Origin of the sequence: Pseudomonas yamanorum, assembly GCF_900105735.1 — a bacterium.
Classification (GTDB): domain Bacteria; phylum Pseudomonadota; class Gammaproteobacteria; order Pseudomonadales; family Pseudomonadaceae; genus Aquipseudomonas; species Aquipseudomonas yamanorum.
Map to the genome: position 1 here is coordinate 7,053,628 of NZ_LT629793.1, position 17,049 is coordinate 7,070,676.

Annotated in this window: 13 protein-coding genes and 3 pseudogenes; 10 read left to right on the top strand and 6 right to left on the bottom strand. The window is 50.9% G+C overall.

From position 1 onward, the window contains the following. The first annotated feature begins 200 nt into the window (after positions 1–200). From BLU46_RS32540 to BLU46_RS32555, 5 genes are all read left to right on the top strand, one after another. The gene (locus tag BLU46_RS32540) at positions 201–779 is read left to right on the top strand and encodes a fimbrial protein (protein WP_093209983.1); all 579 of its coding nucleotides are present in this window, start codon (positions 201–203) and stop codon (positions 777–779) included. A 149-nt stretch (positions 780–928) separates the two neighbouring features. Next, on the top strand, positions 929–1,918 hold the full coding sequence (locus BLU46_RS32970; protein WP_157721325.1) for a fimbrial protein: 990 nt from the start codon (positions 929–931) through the stop codon (positions 1,916–1,918). A gap of 100 nt (positions 1,919–2,018) precedes the next feature. Further along, the gene (locus tag BLU46_RS32545) at positions 2,019–2,711 is read left to right on the top strand and encodes a fimbrial biogenesis chaperone (protein WP_231988850.1); all 693 of its coding nucleotides are present in this window, start codon (positions 2,019–2,021) and stop codon (positions 2,709–2,711) included. Between the two features lie 93 nt (positions 2,712–2,804). Beyond that, positions 2,805–5,360: a fimbria/pilus outer membrane usher protein gene (locus tag BLU46_RS32550; protein WP_093209987.1), complete on the top strand. Its 2,556-nt coding sequence runs from the start codon at positions 2,805–2,807 to the stop codon at positions 5,358–5,360. Between the two features lie 160 nt (positions 5,361–5,520). Further along, on the top strand, positions 5,521–5,943 hold the full coding sequence (locus tag BLU46_RS32555) for a hypothetical protein (RefSeq protein ID WP_093209989.1): 423 nt from the start codon (positions 5,521–5,523) through the stop codon (positions 5,941–5,943). Positions 5,944–6,210: 267 nt separating this feature from the next. Here BLU46_RS32555 and BLU46_RS33695 read toward each other — a convergent pair whose 3' ends face one another. Beyond that, entirely contained in the window at positions 6,211–6,459 is a 249-nt protein-coding gene (locus tag BLU46_RS33695; protein ID WP_456291199.1) for a DUF7693 family protein, read from the bottom strand. A gap of 693 nt (positions 6,460–7,152) precedes the next feature. Here BLU46_RS33695 and BLU46_RS32570 point away from each other — a divergent pair. Together BLU46_RS32570 and BLU46_RS32575 are read left to right on the top strand one after the other, a co-directional pair. Then, positions 7,153–7,521, top strand: coding sequence for a histone-like nucleoid-structuring protein, MvaT/MvaU family (locus BLU46_RS32570; protein WP_093210232.1), 369 nt, complete (start codon positions 7,153–7,155; stop codon positions 7,519–7,521). A 57-nt stretch (positions 7,522–7,578) separates the two neighbouring features. After that, positions 7,579–7,791, top strand: coding sequence for a hypothetical protein (locus BLU46_RS32575; protein WP_093209992.1), 213 nt, complete (start codon positions 7,579–7,581; stop codon positions 7,789–7,791). Between the two features lie 129 nt (positions 7,792–7,920). On the opposite strand, the pseudogene BLU46_RS32580 reads toward BLU46_RS32575, so the two are convergent. Together BLU46_RS32580 and BLU46_RS33415 are read right to left on the bottom strand one after the other, a co-directional pair. Beyond that, a pseudogene (locus tag BLU46_RS32580) lies at positions 7,921–8,187 on the bottom strand (transposase); the annotation flags it as partial. 536 nt (positions 8,188–8,723) lie between these two features. Beyond that, positions 8,724–9,074, bottom strand: coding sequence for a YceK/YidQ family lipoprotein (locus tag BLU46_RS33415; protein ID WP_331717198.1), 351 nt, complete (start codon positions 9,072–9,074; stop codon positions 8,724–8,726). A 518-nt stretch (positions 9,075–9,592) separates the two neighbouring features. Between BLU46_RS33415 and BLU46_RS32590 the strand changes: the two genes are divergently transcribed. The 3 genes and pseudogenes from BLU46_RS32590 to BLU46_RS32600 all read left to right on the top strand — a co-directional run bounded on the left by BLU46_RS32590 (position 9,593) and on the right by BLU46_RS32600 (position 12,173). Continuing rightward, positions 9,593–10,525 (top strand): IS5 family transposase, encoded by a 933-nt coding sequence (locus tag BLU46_RS32590; RefSeq protein WP_093209995.1) that lies wholly within the window; start codon positions 9,593–9,595, stop codon positions 10,523–10,525. A 168-nt stretch (positions 10,526–10,693) separates the two neighbouring features. After that, positions 10,694–11,277, top strand: a pseudogene (locus BLU46_RS32595) (isochorismatase family protein). A gap of 266 nt (positions 11,278–11,543) precedes the next feature. Then, a complete protein-coding gene (locus BLU46_RS32600; protein WP_093209998.1) occupies positions 11,544–12,173 on the top strand; it encodes a LysE family translocator in 630 nt (209 codons plus the stop codon). Positions 12,174–13,014: 841 nt separating this feature from the next. Here BLU46_RS32600 and tnpC read toward each other — a convergent pair. The 3 genes and pseudogenes from tnpC to BLU46_RS32620 all read right to left on the bottom strand — a co-directional run. Beyond that, entirely contained in the window at positions 13,015–13,377 is a 363-nt protein-coding gene (tnpC, locus tag BLU46_RS32610) for a Tn3 family transposase post-transcriptional regulator TnpC (RefSeq protein ID WP_093210001.1), read from the bottom strand. Further along, entirely contained in the window at positions 13,377–16,394 is a 3,018-nt protein-coding gene (locus tag BLU46_RS32615) for a Tn3 family transposase (RefSeq protein WP_093210004.1), read from the bottom strand. The genes tnpC and BLU46_RS32615 overlap by 1 nt, the downstream gene beginning before the upstream one ends. A 153-nt stretch (positions 16,395–16,547) precedes the next feature. Beyond that, positions 16,548–17,045: pseudogene (locus BLU46_RS32620) on the bottom strand (cupin domain-containing protein); the annotation flags it as partial. Between the last annotated feature and the right edge of the window lie 4 nt (positions 17,046–17,049).

Genomic DNA, 17,049 nt, shown 5'->3' on the forward strand with positions numbered 1-17,049 from the left:
TGGCTTTATCTATTGTTGATCACTGATGAAAGACTTGGAGTCCACCACCCATTGATATCTATTTGTAGTCCATTTCCTACAAGCTTTGTGGTCGAATCCCTCCTCAGTTCGCCTAGAGGCCTACAGATGAATGAAGGGTATGACTTTATCTTATTCCTACCTGCAGATCGCAGGCAAATTCATCTTTATGAGACCCACACATGAAACAGATTTCGCTTATCGCCCTCGCTATGGCCGCCGCTGTTTCCAGCAATGCATTTGCTGAGACCGGTACCCTGACTTTCACTGGTAACCTGAACACTTCGACCTGTACCGTAACTCCTGGCGGTTCTGCTGGTTCAGGTGGTAGCGCAGGCGTTATCGATGTTGCCATGGGTGATGTGTCGTTCGCGGATCTGGGAACAGTTGCTGGTGATGGCAGTGTGGGCGCGTCCTTTACTCCTATCGACCTTGGGCTCGAATGCTCTGAGGCCACAGGCAAAACCTCGGTGGTAATGAGCTTCGATCCGGCGAGCGGTAGCGGTCTTGATGCTTCTGATAACCGACTTCTGAGCCTTGCATCTGGCGGTGCGACCGGTGCTGGTATTGCGCTCATCAATTCCAACAACAAAATTATCGATTTGGGCGCTGGAGAAGAAATTAAGGCACCTCTAACCGTTGACGGCAGCGGTGAGGGTACTGCAGATTTTGCCTTGCGTGCCACATATGTAAGTAATGGTGGAACTGAAGCTGCTGGTGTTGCCAACGCAAGCCTGCCGTTTCTGCTGACCTACGAGTAACACCATAACGGCGAGCATTTAACGCTTCCCATCTATGTGAATCAACGGTTTGAACATAAATGGGGGGCGGCTCTTCTCACCTTGGTAGTACGTTATGTCCTGCTGTCCGAGGTAAAATTTTAGAGCGTTAAGATCTGGGTGATACTCTAATGAAGCTTCTTGCTCTTGCGGTACTTACGAGTACCGCGATGTGCTCTGAGGCCTTCGCTGATATAGGCGAGAATCCTTGTCAGTTCGGGCCAATAACTATTACTAACAATTTTATCGATGATATTTCTGGCGCTCCTTTGGGCTCAGAAATTGGTACTGTTGATTTCGATATTACTATTGAAAGCTGTGCCTTAGGGGGCGGAGTACCTGGGGGCGGAGGCTTCTACTTAGCTGGACAACCTTCACCTGGGTACCCAAATTGGTGCTCCACCACTATTGATAGCGTGAAAATTTCCTCAGGCAAGTGGGGGGGGAACGGGAGCTGTAGCTATAATCATTCACAGCTCGGCTCGATTGGCCCAGGGCTAGGGGACTTTTATTTCGAACAGACGTCCTATCCACTGAGATATACCCGTCAGCTAGTTTATAAAAAAGTCGCTGAAATCCCTGTCGGCGTAACTCAGCTTAATTTGCACGATCCAAGGCTGATGTTTGGCTTTGGGCCGAATGGTAGTTCGTATACCGGATTGGTTTCAAATCTTGCGACATTCCCTAGTGGCGAAGTGGTTGGAACGAGATGTTCACTATCCTCAAGCGTCATACCGGTTGATTTTGGACAGATAAGTAGTTCTGGGGCATCCAGAGAATTCGAGATTGCATTTGGTGACTGTAGTGGTCGAGAGGATGCAGTTTCCTTCAATAATGCTGTGAGTGTGGAATTTAGCTCGGAGAATATACGAGCAGATGGCACGGCTCTATTGAATTGTAACGCCGCAGACTGTGCTAAAGGCATCCAAATTGGGCTGAAAGATAGTAGTGGACGGGATATTAATTTATTGTCGGGGATAAAGCTATCCAGCAATAATCCATCAATCAGTGATGACGGATTGATCCATACATTTATCGCTGAGGTGGAAGCTCGGGTGGATGAGGCTATAGAAGTTGGTAAAATTGATACACAGCTAGTGTTTGAAACTGTTGTGGAGTGATTCTGATCGCGGTATCTATTAACTTCCGCGATGCATGTGTGTTCAAGAGGGTAGCTATAGTATGCGAATATATATAAAAATCTTAACGGTTGGTATTTTCGTGCTTGCATCCCAAGCGCATGCTGGCATTTCGTTGAGTCAAACTCGGTTGGTTTTCGAGGCTGAGAATAAAGAAGAAAACCTCACTGTCCGCAATGAGTCGGATCAGCCAATTCTCGTACAGTCTTGGTTGGATGGGGGTAAGGCGGAAGACAAAGCGGTGCCATTTGCAGTCACACCACCGCTTACAAAGCTTGGTGCAAAAGGTCAACAACTGCTGCGGCTGCTCTACAAAGGCAGCGGTCTGCCTCAAGATAGAGAGTCAGTGGTATGGCTAAACGTACAGGAAATTCCTGCGAAGAGTGATGCAGCGAACACATTGCAAATTGCAGTACGTCAACGAATTAAAGTGTTCTATCGCCCGTCTGATCTTACGGGTAGCGTAGCAGACGCACCGTCAAGTCTGCAGTGGCTGCTGGAAAAAGATGGTAAGTCCATTAGTGTGCATAACCCTAGCGCCTACCATGTTTCAACACTGCAGATTTACTTGGGTTCCGGTTCGGTAAAAACCTTGGTCAGTGATCGACGCATGTTTGCGCCGGGTGAAAAGGCCTCTCTTCCAGTTCCTGGTGAGTTCACGGGTGGCGGCACAACATTGAGCTTTTTAAGCATTAATGATTGGGGAGGGCAGCAAGCATTCGGTGCGTCGTTGCAACCAAATGTCTCTACCCCGGCTGCATTAATAAATAAATAAAATCTTCCCTGTAAGCTCAAGTAAAGCGCCGATTGATACTCGGTGCCAAGGGGCTTTCTTGTCTCAAAAATAGCTGAATTCAGGTTGATAACCATGCGCAAAGTAACGCAATCATCCAATGTTAATCGGAGTATCCCCCATTGGAGATTATCTCGGCTATCTCTCGCCATCACTCTTGGGTTTTCCGGCCAGGCATTTGCAGAGAGCGAAGTAAAAAAAGACTTCCCGTTATTAGCATATAATATGGCATTTGTGCACGGGCTTGGCGAGCCAGAAGACCTCAAGCAGTTTATTGAGGGTAATAGTGTCATGCCCGGTACATATCGACTTGACGTCTATGCCAATCGATCATTGATTGCTCGTCAAGATATTACGTTCGAGCGCTCATCAGATGGAGAGGTGCGCCCTTGTCTGACCTACGAGATGCTGAAAAATTTTGGGATCGACATGGACAGCTTGAAGGAGTCAGGAAAACTTGACCCTGAAATGTCGCAAAGCGCTTGCATTGATTTGAAGAGCGTAATTCCTGAGGCGAATATTGAGTACGAGCAAAATTTACTCCGGCTGCACATCAATGTTCCCCAGGCGAGCATGACGCGATCATCTCGTGGCTACATTAATCCGGAACTTTGGGATGAAGGAGTTTCAGCCGCGTTCAGTAACTACAGCTTGAACACGGGGCGTCGCAATACCGATAGCGGGACAACAGATTCATTAAGTTTGAATATGCGAAATGGCATCAACGTAGGGCCATGGCGTTTGCGTAACGAGTCAACGTATACAGATAACAGTAACCGCAGCGGTGAATTTTCTAGTAACCGGAACTATGCTCAGCGCGATATCACCAGTTTGAAGAGTCAACTAACGCTGGGCGAAACATATTCCGACGCTGATATTTTTGACAGTGTCCGTTTCCGAGGCGTCTCGCTAGGTTCAGATCAAGCGATGCTGCCTGAGAGTGAGCGTGGATATGCTCCTGTTGTGCGTGGTGTGGCTAACAGTAATGCGAGCGTGGAGGTCAAACAAAATGGCTATGTCATTTATAGCACCTACGTTTCTGCAGGGCCTTTTGAGATTACAGATATCTATCCAAGTGGTTCGAATGGTGATCTAGAAATCTCCATTACTGAGGCCGATGGTCAAGTTCGTACATTTACTCAAACCTTTGCATCGCTACCAGTAATGACTCGGAAAGGAAATTTTCGTTATAGCCTCGATGTAGGACAATACGATTCGTTTCGAGATGAGAATGAGCAGCCTTTGTTTGGTACCGGGAATCTGGTTTACGGTCTTACAGATGACGTGACGGTTTTCGGCGGCCTGATGGCTAGTGATGGTTACAGTGCTGTTAATGGTGGTGCGGGCTTTAATACACGGTTAGGAGCTCTCTCTGTTGATGCCACACAATCTCAAAGCGATAGTAAGCAGGGCGATAACAAAGGTCAGAGTATCCGTTTCCTTTACAGTAAAACGGTTCCGGACACAAATACTACTTTCACTTTGGCGGGTTACCGTTATTCGACAGAGGGCTATAGAACACTTGACGAACACGTGGATAGTAACAGCCTGGACATTGGAGACCGTCCGACCGGACGGGCGCGTTCGAAATTCAATTTGACGGTGAATCAGCGCCTTGGTCTTCGCGAAGGTACCGTATATCTCTCGGCCTCCGATCAAGACTATTGGAATCTTTCCGGACGAACTCGTACTTTACAAGCAGGTTACAGTGGTGCGTGGGATAAACTTAATTATTCCCTAAACGTTACTCACAGCCGTTATGCAGACAACTACTCTCATCGGTACGGCCAGAATTCCGGTAAAGATCGGGATACACAAGTTACCTTGAGTGTATCGTTTCCCTTGGGTGATGAAGCACGATCATCCCGCGTCAGTTTCAATGCGACCCATGATAAGACTGGAACGGGTACGCGAGGCAATGTCAGTGGTTACGTCGCTGGTCGCGACGACGTCAATTACCTGGTCGGTGCGGGCCGTACTGCATCAGGCGAAAGTAGTGGTGAGGCCAGTATCACTGCTAAGACTCCGTACGCCACCGTTGGAGCCGGTTATAGTCAAGGGTCTAGTTACGATAATGTTACGTTGAGCGCCCGTGGTTCTGTCGTCGCGCATGGTGGCGGCATTAACTTTGGTCAACCTATTGGGGAGACGTTTGCGCTAGCCGAGGTTGAAGACACACCAGGAGTACAAGTGGGCAATTATGCTGGTGTTAGAACTGGCGGCAATGGATACGCGATCATCCCGAATGCTCAGCCTTACCGCACCAACTGGGTGAACTTGAACACTCGTGATCTCGGCGCAGATATCGAGTTGGAAACAACCAGTCAGCAGATAATTCCAAGACGCGGCTCTATAACAAAAGCAAAATTCAAGGCGAAATCAGGTATACGCCTTGAGGCAGTGTTCAACTCACTCAGCGGATCTAAAGTCCCTTTTGGTGCAGTTGTAGAGAACGAAGAGGGGCAGCAGTTGGCCATTGTCGATCCGAGACAAACAGCATTGGTACTTTTAGAGAAGCCCGAAGGTGAGTTGAAGGTAAAATGGGGTAAACAGAGCTGTATGGCAGCTTACTCACTTACCGATCTGAAGTCTGGTGAAAACTATCAGACGCAAACATTAAGCTGTAAATAAAGTTTCTCCTTTGCGCCAGTTCGCTGGCGTATTTTTATTATATTTCAAATGTTTTAGTTTCAGAATCTTAGTGCTCTTGCCCTCAGTCTCTTCTCAGTTGATTCTTATTTTGGGAGGTGGGTTGAGAGAGATTGTCCCTCGGTTATGTGAGGTATGGTTGATGATAACCAAAAATTTTCGCGTAATGATTGTTGATGCAGATCACTCCCAGCGTCTGTTTATCGAGAAAACACTCAATGGTCTAGGATATTACTCTGTTCTAGGAATGGCCACCATGAAAGAGGCCACAGCAATATTGCCATTCTCTAATGCGCGCTTTGATTTGTTGATGGTTAATAGTCTAGCAATTTTCGAGTTCGGTTTAGATGCAGCAGAGTTCTGCAAAAATAGTCGATTCGTAAAGAATGCAGTTTTTTATGGTAATTTTGTGCCACTTTTCAGCGAGCCGTCAACATATAGTGATATATTTTCGAGCAAGGTTATTTCGCCTTACGCTATAAAGATGAATACGCTAAACGCTTTAATGCAAGAGCTTGATGATGCGGTGACTAAAAAGAAATTTAACGTTAAAGTTGTAGCATAAACTCTATGGTTGGTGAGTGGTTCGTGCGAATATCAAGTTGTGGGGCGGGAGCGTGAGGTGTACTTTAAATTTGTGTAAAGATTTCAATTTTAATTCTACTGTTCTTGAGGGTGAAGCCCTGATGAATGAACTCGATGCTGCCAATGTATACTTGTCAAGTTTAATAATTAATGGGTTTTTCTCCGATAGAATTTTCGCGGCAGCAGTTGATCGCCAGAGAAAATCTTATGATGCTTGGAATACCTTGCTTCGTACCTACGGCATGTTTCAATAGTGGGTTATAACTTGAGTTGTATCCTTAGGAAGTATATGTCTAAACGGCTTGTTTGGCGTATTGAATGCGTATAGGAGTGCCTCAATGTCGACCATGAGCATTCCGGTATATAGCTCGCCCCATGTCCGGGCGCATAATCTGACCATCGCGCGTCGCCCAAAAATGGCATCGCGCAGCACTTGGCAAACCTCCATTGCAGTGAGTGCAGGCATAGACTCGTCAGGGCAATCGGTTAAAGTCATAAAAGAAACCAGCCGGCTTTGATCGTTTTACCAAAGGTACACCGGCAGGCCTGAATTAGGTAATCACAGGGAGGAGGGGAAGAAGCTATTTCTGGACGGCGAGTTCACCCAGCTGAACAAAGATACGAAGCTGATCTCGCTGGCACTCGTGTCCGAAGTAGGCCGCGAATTTTACATCGAGCTCTCAGGCACGTACCAGACGAAAGACTGCAGCGACTTCGCGATCCAGAACGTCCTGCCACAGCTTGACCTGTCACTGCATGGGCAAACTCTTTCCGAAGCTCAAGCATCACTGCTTGCTTTCCTGAGCGACCTTGAAGGCCTGCTCGAGATTTGATCGGACGCTCCAGACTGGAACTGGGATCTCTTCTGCCAATTGGCCTACGTAAATCATCGTTGGTCAGCTAACGTTGCCAATCGTCCAACCAACCTGATTCTACTATTCAGGCATTTTGAAGCGGATGATATCGGCAACGTGACGCTCTCGGAACTTCCCCATCACGCGCTGCTGGATACTCGGCTCTTAGCCGACCTTTATCGTCGACTGACTGCCGGTTCCAATCGAGGCATTGAACATGGCTGATGATCTTTGTACGCGTGAGTCTCTCAGGCGCAAAGCGTTTTGGACACCTTCGATTGTCTACTTTGCATAGTGCTGACTATACTGCCAACACTAAATGTCTGAGGTGTTACATGTCCCGTCTCGCTGAATTCCGTGCGCTTGAACAACAGCTTGCTGCCCAATTAGCAGAGCTTGAAACACTGAAAAACGATGATGGTCTGAAGCGTGAGATTGAATTCGAAACGAAATTTCGTGATCTGCTGGGTGAGTATGGTTACAGCTTGCGCAATATTGTCGCGATTATCGATCCGCACTCTTCAAACCGCCGTGCTCCAGCAGCTGCTGAAATCAAAGGCTCCCGTAAGGCTCGGGCTCTAAAGGTTTACAAGAATCCTCACTCGGGCGAAGTCGTCGAGACTAAGGGCGGCAACCACAAGGTGTTGAAAGAATGGAAGGCTCAGTACGGTTCTGACAAGGTCGAGACTTGGCTGGCTCAGTAAAATAGTTTGAGTACAAATTGAGGGCCCTTCGGGGCCCCTCTTTATGGGAGTTAAGAAATGCTTCGTTTAGCAGCGCTTGAGCTGGCAACGAGCTTCAGGTTGGCAGTCGAGATAGTCGTACAGACCGGCAATGTCACCATGCACATTCAAGGTTTCCCACGCGGATGCTGCGGAATCATTTCTGAACTCATGGGCGACTATTTGAACACCGTAGGGCTCGGCGAATTCTTCTACGTTTGCGGGATGAAGGACGGTGCTTCACATGCCTAGCTTGAAGTCGATGGATTGATCGTCGATATCACCGGAGATCAATTCCCTGACCGACCTGGTATCTATGTTGACAAACCAGACGCTTGGTACGGCGAGTGGGAGGAGGACACCAAGCACTTAGCGCTTCATGAACCGACGCATGGGCGTGATTTCGTAGAGTGCCTCTTCCATGGCCGGATCACTCAGGGAAAACCAATTTTGCAGCAGGTGAATGCGCAGCATGGTCTCCAGTGGGTAGGGTTTTCTACCGCCACCGGCCTTAGGGTAGAAAGGTTCGATCAGCCCCAGTAGGCCTGTCCAGGGTTCGACCTGAACCATCTGGGAAAGAAAGCGCTCGCGGCGGGTTTGCTTGCGCTTACCGGCGTACTCGAAGTCGGAAAAGCTCATCTGGCTCATGGGCGGCTCGGATCAGGTGGTCAGGCGATTTTCGCATACCCGGGACTTGTTCGGAGAATCCCTAGCGAATATGAAGGGGACGAATTTCGCCTCAATTATGAGTCATGTTGCAGTCAATGGTGTTGCAAGCTTCCAAACGCACAGTACAGGTAGCGAAGCCCGTAAAACGAGGCAATTGCCGGAGGCCCTTTCCAGTGCACCGGCTGATTCAGCGGGATGACAGAAAACACAATTGCCTTAGCATTTCCGTTTTTCGCGACCAATTTGAGAGTTCGATCAGGTCCTTGTGGTAGATCAACCGATACCTAGGGTCGGCCAAATTGATGGCTTACCGTCGACATACACATCCCCGTCGATTGGGATTACGAATTGCGACTTGCCCTTCGGGGACTGAGATCTCTAGCTGTCCGCCGCTCTCAATGGAGATATCCAGCAAACGGACGTCTGTCAGGAGCGTCATCAGGGATGACACCATCGCTGTCGATAAGCATAGTCGATCAGGCGAAAACTTTATTTCTAAGACAGTATCCTAGCCGTTAGTTAGGAATATCGATGTTTGCACTCGTGTTCTGACGATAAATTGTATATGGCAGGACAAGCGTGTCAAGTATACCAGAAGGTATGATATCTACGATCTGCAACGGAACAAATCCAGGCGCTGCGGAGTCCTTACCCCCCATAATAGGGGGGCCATTTAGAACACACAAATTGTAAAAAAACCCGCTGTAAACGCGCGGAATGGAATCACATTGGGTTTTCCACTCCTTGAGATTGCGACCGGCCACATCATCCCCACGAAAAACTGTATTTATCGTTCCGCACCCCGAAAGTAACAAACCTATAGCTACAAGTGACACGCTATGTATATTTATCATATGCAGCTCCATCTATTTAGCAGAGTCGGTAGCTTAACGCAGAATCTTGCACCGTTGGAAAACATGGCGATGCCTACGAGCCATGGAGGTACCAACCTCTTAAGAACATCGTTTGGACATACCCCGCATGTAGGACGTTCTCACGCGCCTACCGGCGCGGCAGCACGGTAGATCGCAAAAGCCTTTTCACTGTCTACACGGCTAGTTTTCATGCTATTCAAGAGTTCATCCTTTATCGCCTGAGGAGCATCGCCAGCAGTAGCGGAAGTCAGCCGATACAAGTCTCGGTTTTGTCGACTGCATCCATCTTAGCCTCAGCGGTCTTGGTGACGGATAGGCGCTTATTGGAGAAAACAGACCAAAGAGTGGAAGAGAACTTCGTTACCCCTTGGCTCGCTACTCTACTCACCGCCAATGTAATGAGTGCAAAAATTGCAAATGATTATATAAGTTTTGTTGATAGCTTTAGGGATTCTCCGAACAAGTCCCGGGTATGCGAAAATCGCCTGACCACCTGATCCGAGCCGCCCATGAGCCAGATGAGCTTTTCCGACTTCGAGTACGCCGGTAAGCGCAAGGAAACCCGCCGCGAGCGCTTTCTTTCCCAGATGGTTCAGGTCGAACCCTGGACAGGCCTACTGGGGCTGATCGAACCTTTCTACCCTAAGGCCGGTGGCGGTAGAAAACCCTACCCACTGGAGACCATGCTGCGCATTCACCTGCTGCAAAATTGGTTTTCCCTGAGTGATCCGGCCATGGAAGAGGCACTCTACGAAATCACGCCCATGCGTCAGTTCGCGCTTCTGACACTGAGCGCTCCGATCCCAGAAGACACCACGATCATGAACTTCCGACACCTGCTGGAGAAGCATCAACTGGCTTCTGCAAGCCTCGCGGTCATCAACGGCTATTTGCAGGAAAAAGGCCTGTCGTTGCGCGAGGGCACCATCGTCGACGCTACAATTATTCATGCCCCAAGCTCGACCAAGAACAAAGACGGCGAGCGCGATCCCGAGATGCATCAGACCAAGAAGGGTAACCAGTATTTCTTTGGTATGAAGGCGCACATCGGCGCTGACGTTGAGTCAGGACTGGTTCATCACGTTCATGGCACCGCCGCCAACATGGCCGATGTCAGCCAAGTCGCCGAACTGCTCCATGGGGAAGAAAACGCGGTGTATGCGGACGCTGGATACACCGGTGTCGAGAAGCGTGACGTGATCTGGCAAATCGCGGCTCGGCGCAGCACGTATTCCAAGCTGAACAAACGCATCCTGCTGTACAAAGCCAAGCGCAAGATCGAGTATTCCAAAGCGCAGACACGCGCCAAGGTTGAGCATCCGTTTCGGGTCATCAAGCGCCAGTTTGGTTACGTGAAAGTACGCTTTCGTGGGCTGATGAAAAACACGGCCCAACTGACCACGCTATTCGCCCTGTCGAACCTGTGGATGGCTCGAAAGTGACTGATGGGTATGGGCGAGTTACGCGCTTAACACGGAGAACCAGGCGAAAAACGCTCCTGCCGGAGACTGCATTAGGCCGTTTTCAGGGAATAGCGCTGCGCGCCTCGCAAATTACGGCTTGCCATCGCTGCGCGACAAGTTAATCGGAGCATCCTTAGGAGAATCACAATGACGTACGAAAATTTCAGTGCTGACAATGCTGCCCTCCTGTTGATCGATCACAAGGTCGGGACCATGGTCTGGGCCAAATCCATGCCTTTCGAAGAACTGAAGCGCAACGCGCTGATGCTGGCGAAAGCGGCACGCATCCTCAAGCTGCCAGTGGTGCTGACATCCAGCATGGAAGAATATGCCCAAGGCCCTCTGCTTAGCGAACTGGAAGAGATTCTTCCTGTGGAGTTTGCTGGCCGTATAAAGCGACTGGGCATCGTCAACGCAATGGACGACGAAAACTTCGCGGCTGCCGTGAAGGCGACAGGTCGTAAGAAGCTCATCATTGCAGGTGTGACCAACGACGTTTGCACCGTCTATCCGGCACTCTCGTTGGTACGAGATGGCTACGAGGTTCAAGTGGTCGCCGATGGTGGCGCATCGCCTACCGCCATGGCTGATGACATCGCTTTGCGCCTATGGATAAAGGAGGTGTGACCCTCACGACCACCAACCAACTGATCGCCGAACTGGCAGGCAGCTGGGCAACACCAGAGGGCGGCGAGCTGGTTCAGGTGCTCATGGAATCTTTCGGTAGCTAAGATAGCTTTCATCGGTCCGGCACAATTCCCGTAGAGAGTTTTCCGGGCTTTAAGTCGATTCCATACGCCCGTGCTGAAAGTCTCGTAGAGGGGAAACTGACGCATAGCGGTTGCCAACTGCCTCCAAAACCTACAGATTGGGCCTTGGGTTCGTCTGTTGGGAGCGGTTCATACACGGCGCACCAGAATATTGTTTAACCCATGCCTGAGATAAACTCTCAACTGCCTATTTATGCTCTAGAAACGCATCTGCCTGGAGTTCTTCGATGGATGCAACCACGCTATTCCTCTACATCGTGACAGTCAGCGCAGTAATGATGACGCCGGGGCCGTCGATGCTGTTAGCACTAAATAACGGTGCTTCACACGGCATGCGTATTGCGGGCTGCGGTATTGCCGGTGCGGCGCTTTCCGATGTGATTTTGATTGGTGCGGTGGGCTGTGGCTTGGGGGCATTACTGCATGCCTCCGAGCAGTTGTTTTCGCTGGTGAAGTGGGGTGGGGCGGTCTATCTGTTGTACCTGGCCTGGGTGTTGTGGAAATCGCCGACCCAGGCGTTGGCGCAGAAATGTTCCGCAAGCACGACCAACGGGCGTTCGGCGTTCATGCGTTCGCTGTTTGTCGGGCTTTCCAATCCCAAGGGGCTGCTATTTTTCTCGGCGTTCCTGCCACAGTTCGTGCATCCCGGTGAGCCGGTGGCGCAGCAGTACGTGGTGCTGGCGCTGGTCAGTGCGGCGATTGACTGCGTGATGATGGCGATCTATGCCTTTGGCGGTCGTCATGCCATGCGCACGTTTTCTTCCCGGGTCATGTTGTGGATCAACCGCAGTTGCGCCGGGATGCTGGCGCTGCTAGCGGTGGGGTTGAGTCTTTATCGGCGCAGCGATCTACGTTGAGGGTCAGCGCTCCCTCAGCGCCCCTTATCCTCAGTCTGCCAGACCCCGGCACACAGGGTTCACCCAGCACTTCTTTGGCCTTGTCGCGAATCCTGTAAATGGTCTGGCGAGACGTATCGAAAGCCAACCCGGCGTTCGTACGTGGGGTTGAGGGCAATCAAATTACCATGACAACACCTACTCGCATCAACTGACCATGAGCTGTACGGTGGCCATGCAAATAGGTAGGGCAAGTCGATGCAACTCCTCGTTATTCTCAGAGGCGTCTCTCAATTAACATGGGGGTTAAGCTAGGCTGGCGCCAAGGTTTGAATGATTGGGCATCTCCCGTCCTGTTTGACCGGCGCCGCACTGCCCGATCAACCCGGACAATACCTCGCGCATTGAAGCCAAATTGATCATCTTGCGCTTAATCAGTGCAACCTTTACTCGCTGCCCGCTCTCGTGTCTTTGTACAAGAGCGAGCTCCCTCAAGCCGTAGCAGACAGACCCGCGATATTCTGCCGCGTGAAACCCAACGCGGGCGCACGCTTGAGTGCTTGAGTGGATGTGTTTCACCTTTGCCGCCGGGTAGCGCCGGTAAGCCCCTACCGGCTTGACTGGCTCATCGAATAACCACGCCGCTGATAGTAGCGAACCGTCTCCACATTTGGCGCGGCAAGGCACTTCGCCACGCGACCGATGATCAGTTCTTCAGTCATAAAAAACTTTGATTCCGTACCAACCTACAGAGGTTAGACTGTAAATAACTGGTGCGGAGACAACACAGCAAGGCCTCATGGGATGGAAAGCAAATTCTGATAGCGGGAGTGTTCGCGGCAATGGGGGTATCGTTGATGGTCTAGTCCTGATAGTCCGGAGCAAGTGCTGCCAAAGGAGCAACCTGTTTAGAACCCGCTTGCAAGCAATAACATAAAGCAGAAATATCCTCTTGAAGCGCTATTGCCTCTTCCCAAATGCTGTCGACATCACTGGCAGCGACGGCAAGGGAGGAGCCTTCCAATACGGTCATGGCCATAGCATGCAGACGTAAGAAGTCGTCCCGAATACTGGCGATCCCTCCGATTTGAGCAAGGCAGGCATCCAACCGGTCCACCCAGTTATGCAATTCAGAGGTTTCGTAGCTCGCGCGCAGGGACTTAAGTGCCTTGACGTCGACTTCCCCATAGGGTGTCACTCGAAACGAAGCGGGTGGAATGTGCATCAGGTCGTCTCCTCAACGTTGTTATTAGGCATCTGTTGCGCACGCATTGACCCCGCAGCCTGCTGGAAAATAGAATCCATGATCCAAGGTTCCGGTGGACGCTTGAGTTTCAGGTTGAACTCCCCAAAGCGTTTAACATTGCTGGTCAGGTAGGGACTAAGAAACGATACGTCGTCGTCAGTGAACTGCCAGCCATCCTGGGCGAGCTTCTGCAGGATGCGCATCATGTCGACGGTGTTCTGCAAGATCACCGAGGAGGCAATCATATCGTTGTAACGCAAGCGCTTCTGTTGCTCATCTGGATCGTTCTCGGCGATGACATCGCCGCCGAAGGACAGCCACTTTGAGAATCCGTTGTAAGACTCAATCTTGTTGGTATTGGCAGTTACTTCTTGGCGCAACTCACGATTGCCAATCCATTTGAGCAGAAAAATGGTCCGGATCACGCATCCCAGCTCCTGTGCTGCATGGTAGAGCTTGTTGCGCCGACTGTAAGAACCGAGTTTACGCAGCAGCATTGGCGAAGATATTTTGCCGGCCTGAATCGACAGCGCCACCTGCATCAGATCTTGCCAATGGGTCTCTATCTGGCTCCAGTCGACGGTATCGGCGAAGAGGCTGTTGATGTGTTTGTACTTGGCCGAGCGATCGGGTCGATACATGACCAGGTTGCGCCAGTTGCGGATGCGAGGCATTAGATTGATGCCCAATAGATGGGTGAACGCAAACACCGTCGCAGACTGGCCTTGAGTGTCTGAATAGACCGTATCGACTTCAACGCTATGGTCCGCTTTCAGCAAGCCCTCGATGACATAGATAGCCTCCCAGATACCTGGTGGGATGAAGTGCTGAAAGACAGCGATGTAGTTATTTGCCACATGCCGATAGGCGACTGCGCCCATCTTCCGGTAGCGGAAGTGATAGCCGGCGAGCAGGTTTTCATCGTAGAAGTCGAATTGAGTCCCGTCGGCCGCCACCGCCTTGCCATCACCCCAGAGCTTGGGTAGATCGAGTTGAAGGTAGAGTTCGACCAACTCCCGGTTAGCCTTATCCAGCTTGTCGAGTGGCAAGTGCCGACGATTGGTGTAAGACAGCATGTGTGGGGTTACGTTACCCGCCAGATGGCGAGCGGCCTGGTTTGGCCCTAGGTTGCAGCCCATGGCGAATATCGTCATCAGGTAGCGTTCGGCCGGCTCCTTCAGTTTGGGGTCGCTGCCGGACATCGGTCCGAAATGGCGGGTGAACTGAATCCAGTGTTCAATGTTGGCCATAATGTCGAGCACATGCCTGGCAGGCATACGCTGAGTAATCGCCGTTTGTAGCGAGATTGCTGAGGGCGGGATGTCACGGGCGACCACTCGGCGCAACACAGGATCACCGGCCTCATTAATTGACACGTCACCGTGGCAACTGGGAAGTTTGTCATCCAACTGCTGAGCGGTGCTCTCAAGTTGCTCCTTCAAGCTGGCGACAAACTCTTTGGCGGTACTCGGCAGGCCGACCTTTTCGCAGTATTCCGGCAGACGAGCCAGGAACTCATCCCAGGGCAATAACTGTTTGCGGTAGTCAGCAAACGACTCCGAACCCAGGACACAGATATCGCCAGAGCGAAGCTCATTGGCCAGATGAGAAAAAACGCAGACTTCCAGGAAGCGCCGGTTGGTCGGTGGCCCTTCGCTGGCGGCGCGACGGACAACTTTGATCCAACGATCCGAGGAGAACGACAGGTCCACATGCTCGTCGATCCATTCCCTATGCCGGTTCTCGTTGTCCTGGACCAAATGCAAAGCGTCGATAAGCGAGCGATCCTGGGTTGTTGGCTCCAGTTGCAGCAGATGGCTCAGGCGGAACAGCAGTGATCGATGGGATTTGAAGTGTTTCCAGAGTAGCGGGAGATAGTTACTGCCGCCTGTGGCCTGGACTTCGGCGCAGGCCTCGCGAAGGTGATCAAGACTCCCCTCGGGGGACAGATACTCGCGAATCAAGCTGCCAGCTTCCCGATCACTTGGTTCTTGGCTGAGAATCTGAATCACACCATCCAAGGTAGCCACGAGCAACTCTAGCTTTTTGCGCTGACGTAGCTGTATCTGCTCCAACTCATCCTTGGCTCGCTTGTGAATCGTCGCGACTCGCTTGATGAACATCTCAGCAAGGTGATCCCGTGCTCGTACACGCATGAGGTAGATCAGCGCCAGCATCAAGGTGTAGCGCTTTGGAAGCGAGCAATCCTTAAGCTCTGAAACATCTGCTTTCTCTGCTTGATTCGAAAAAAACCAAATCTTGGTATCAACGATTCCCTCAAAGATAGCGTCGAGGTCGCCGAATCCCTCCAACCAACTTAAGTGGTCGATCAATATCTCCAAGTGTTTGCGAGAGGGCTTCTTGGGGACCTGCTTTAGGGCATTGAATTCGCTTTGACGACGACCGAAATCGGTGTCAAGAAGCTCTCTGAGACGATAGATCACATCAATCGGAGCCCTATCGACGACTCGGTTGAAAATCTTTTCCTGGAGAGCAACTTGGGCGTCTTCAGCCGCATCATTGAGCGTCGAGTACGCCGGCAGCTCGTAACCTCGCTCAAGTAGCTCGCCAATCAGGACATTGATGACATCAACGCGCTGATCAAGGACCTCCGCCGCTTCGTGGGCAGTTTCCTCGGCAATTTTCAGAGCATCGCTCCCATAAAACGCGGTGATCTGTAGATATTGACGGATAGCTCTTTGATGGCGATACAAGGTTCGGGGAGTCGCATAACGAGGCACTATGCGAACCCCGTAACGGAGGCAAGACCTGACATGATTGACGATTTCAGTCGGAATCACTTCGAGACTGGGAAAGTAATGAAGCTGTTGGAATGTTTTCAGCAGAACAGCTAAACCAATGGTAAGAGCAGGGCTTTTAGCCGTTCTAGAGAGCCATTCGAGCTCAGATTCTGAGAGCGAATAGCACTGATGAAGTTCTTTCGACGACAAGTGCGCCGGCAGCTTCGGATAGGCGGTCCGCTCCAGAGACGCCATAGGGTTCATCCCTCAAGGAAAAGCAAATGCTTCAGCATAGACGGCTAAACTGAGGCGAGGGCAGGCTTCACATAAAAAATATATAAACTATAGCTATATCATAATGTTACAGAGCGAATGTCCTGATTTCCCTTTATCTCGGCATGACCCCTTCATCAGCGAGCGGCCGGGGCGCTTCTGCTGCAGTTCCGAGGTGAACCGCTCCAGCGCCCAGCGCAGGATCGATGCCTGCGGTTCATTGGCCTGCACGTGGACCAATGAAGGCAGGCTGCTGAGCAACAACTGGGCGGGTACACCGCTGAAGTCAAAGCGGCCACCGACCAGCTGGATGTCGTCACCGCCGTAATGCAGGGCCAACTCGTCCGCCGCGAGCGTTCGAAAGTGTCCGTCGGAGTTCATTACCGCTTGGGACATATCGCTGTAGAGCGAAAATGGCATGCCGCGGGTCATGAGAAAACAATCGCCCTGGTGAAGGCGCTGCGGCTGCCGTTCGCCTTCCACATGCAACCAGCAACTGCCCTTGACCACCGCCGTGAACTTGATGCCTTCGCGCTCAGGAAAGGTGAATGCCCAATCGCCGCCCAAGGAGAGTGTGGCGGAGTGGTAATTACGCACCCTCAACAATGAAAGGACGTCGGACAGAGGATCCATACAT

Coding starts and splice junctions, on each gene's coding strand:
- BLU46_RS32970 (WP_157721325.1), top strand. CDS start 929: ATGAAGCTTCTTGCTCTTGCGGTACTTACGAGTACCGCGATGTGCTCT.
- BLU46_RS32575 (WP_093209992.1), top strand. CDS start 7,579: ATGCTTCGTTTAGCAGCGCTTGAGCTGGCAACGAGCTTCAGGTTGGCA.
- BLU46_RS32540 (WP_093209983.1), top strand. CDS start 201: ATGAAACAGATTTCGCTTATCGCCCTCGCTATGGCCGCCGCTGTTTCC.
- BLU46_RS33695 (WP_456291199.1), bottom strand. CDS start 6,459: ATGACTTTAACCGATTGCCCTGACGAGTCTATGCCTGCACTCACTGCA.
- BLU46_RS32570 (WP_093210232.1), top strand. CDS start 7,153: ATGTCCCGTCTCGCTGAATTCCGTGCGCTTGAACAACAGCTTGCTGCC.
- BLU46_RS32555 (WP_093209989.1), top strand. CDS start 5,521: ATGATAACCAAAAATTTTCGCGTAATGATTGTTGATGCAGATCACTCC.
- BLU46_RS32550 (WP_093209987.1), top strand. CDS start 2,805: ATGCGCAAAGTAACGCAATCATCCAATGTTAATCGGAGTATCCCCCAT.
- BLU46_RS32600 (WP_093209998.1), top strand. CDS start 11,544: ATGGATGCAACCACGCTATTCCTCTACATCGTGACAGTCAGCGCAGTA.
- BLU46_RS32615 (WP_093210004.1), bottom strand. CDS start 16,394: ATGGCGTCTCTGGAGCGGACCGCCTATCCGAAGCTGCCGGCGCACTTG.
- BLU46_RS33415 (WP_331717198.1), bottom strand. CDS start 9,074: ATGGAGCTGCATATGATAAATATACATAGCGTGTCACTTGTAGCTATA.
- BLU46_RS32590 (WP_093209995.1), top strand. CDS start 9,593: ATGAGCCAGATGAGCTTTTCCGACTTCGAGTACGCCGGTAAGCGCAAG.
- tnpC (WP_093210001.1), bottom strand. CDS start 13,377: ATGCACATTCCACCCGCTTCGTTTCGAGTGACACCCTATGGGGAAGTC.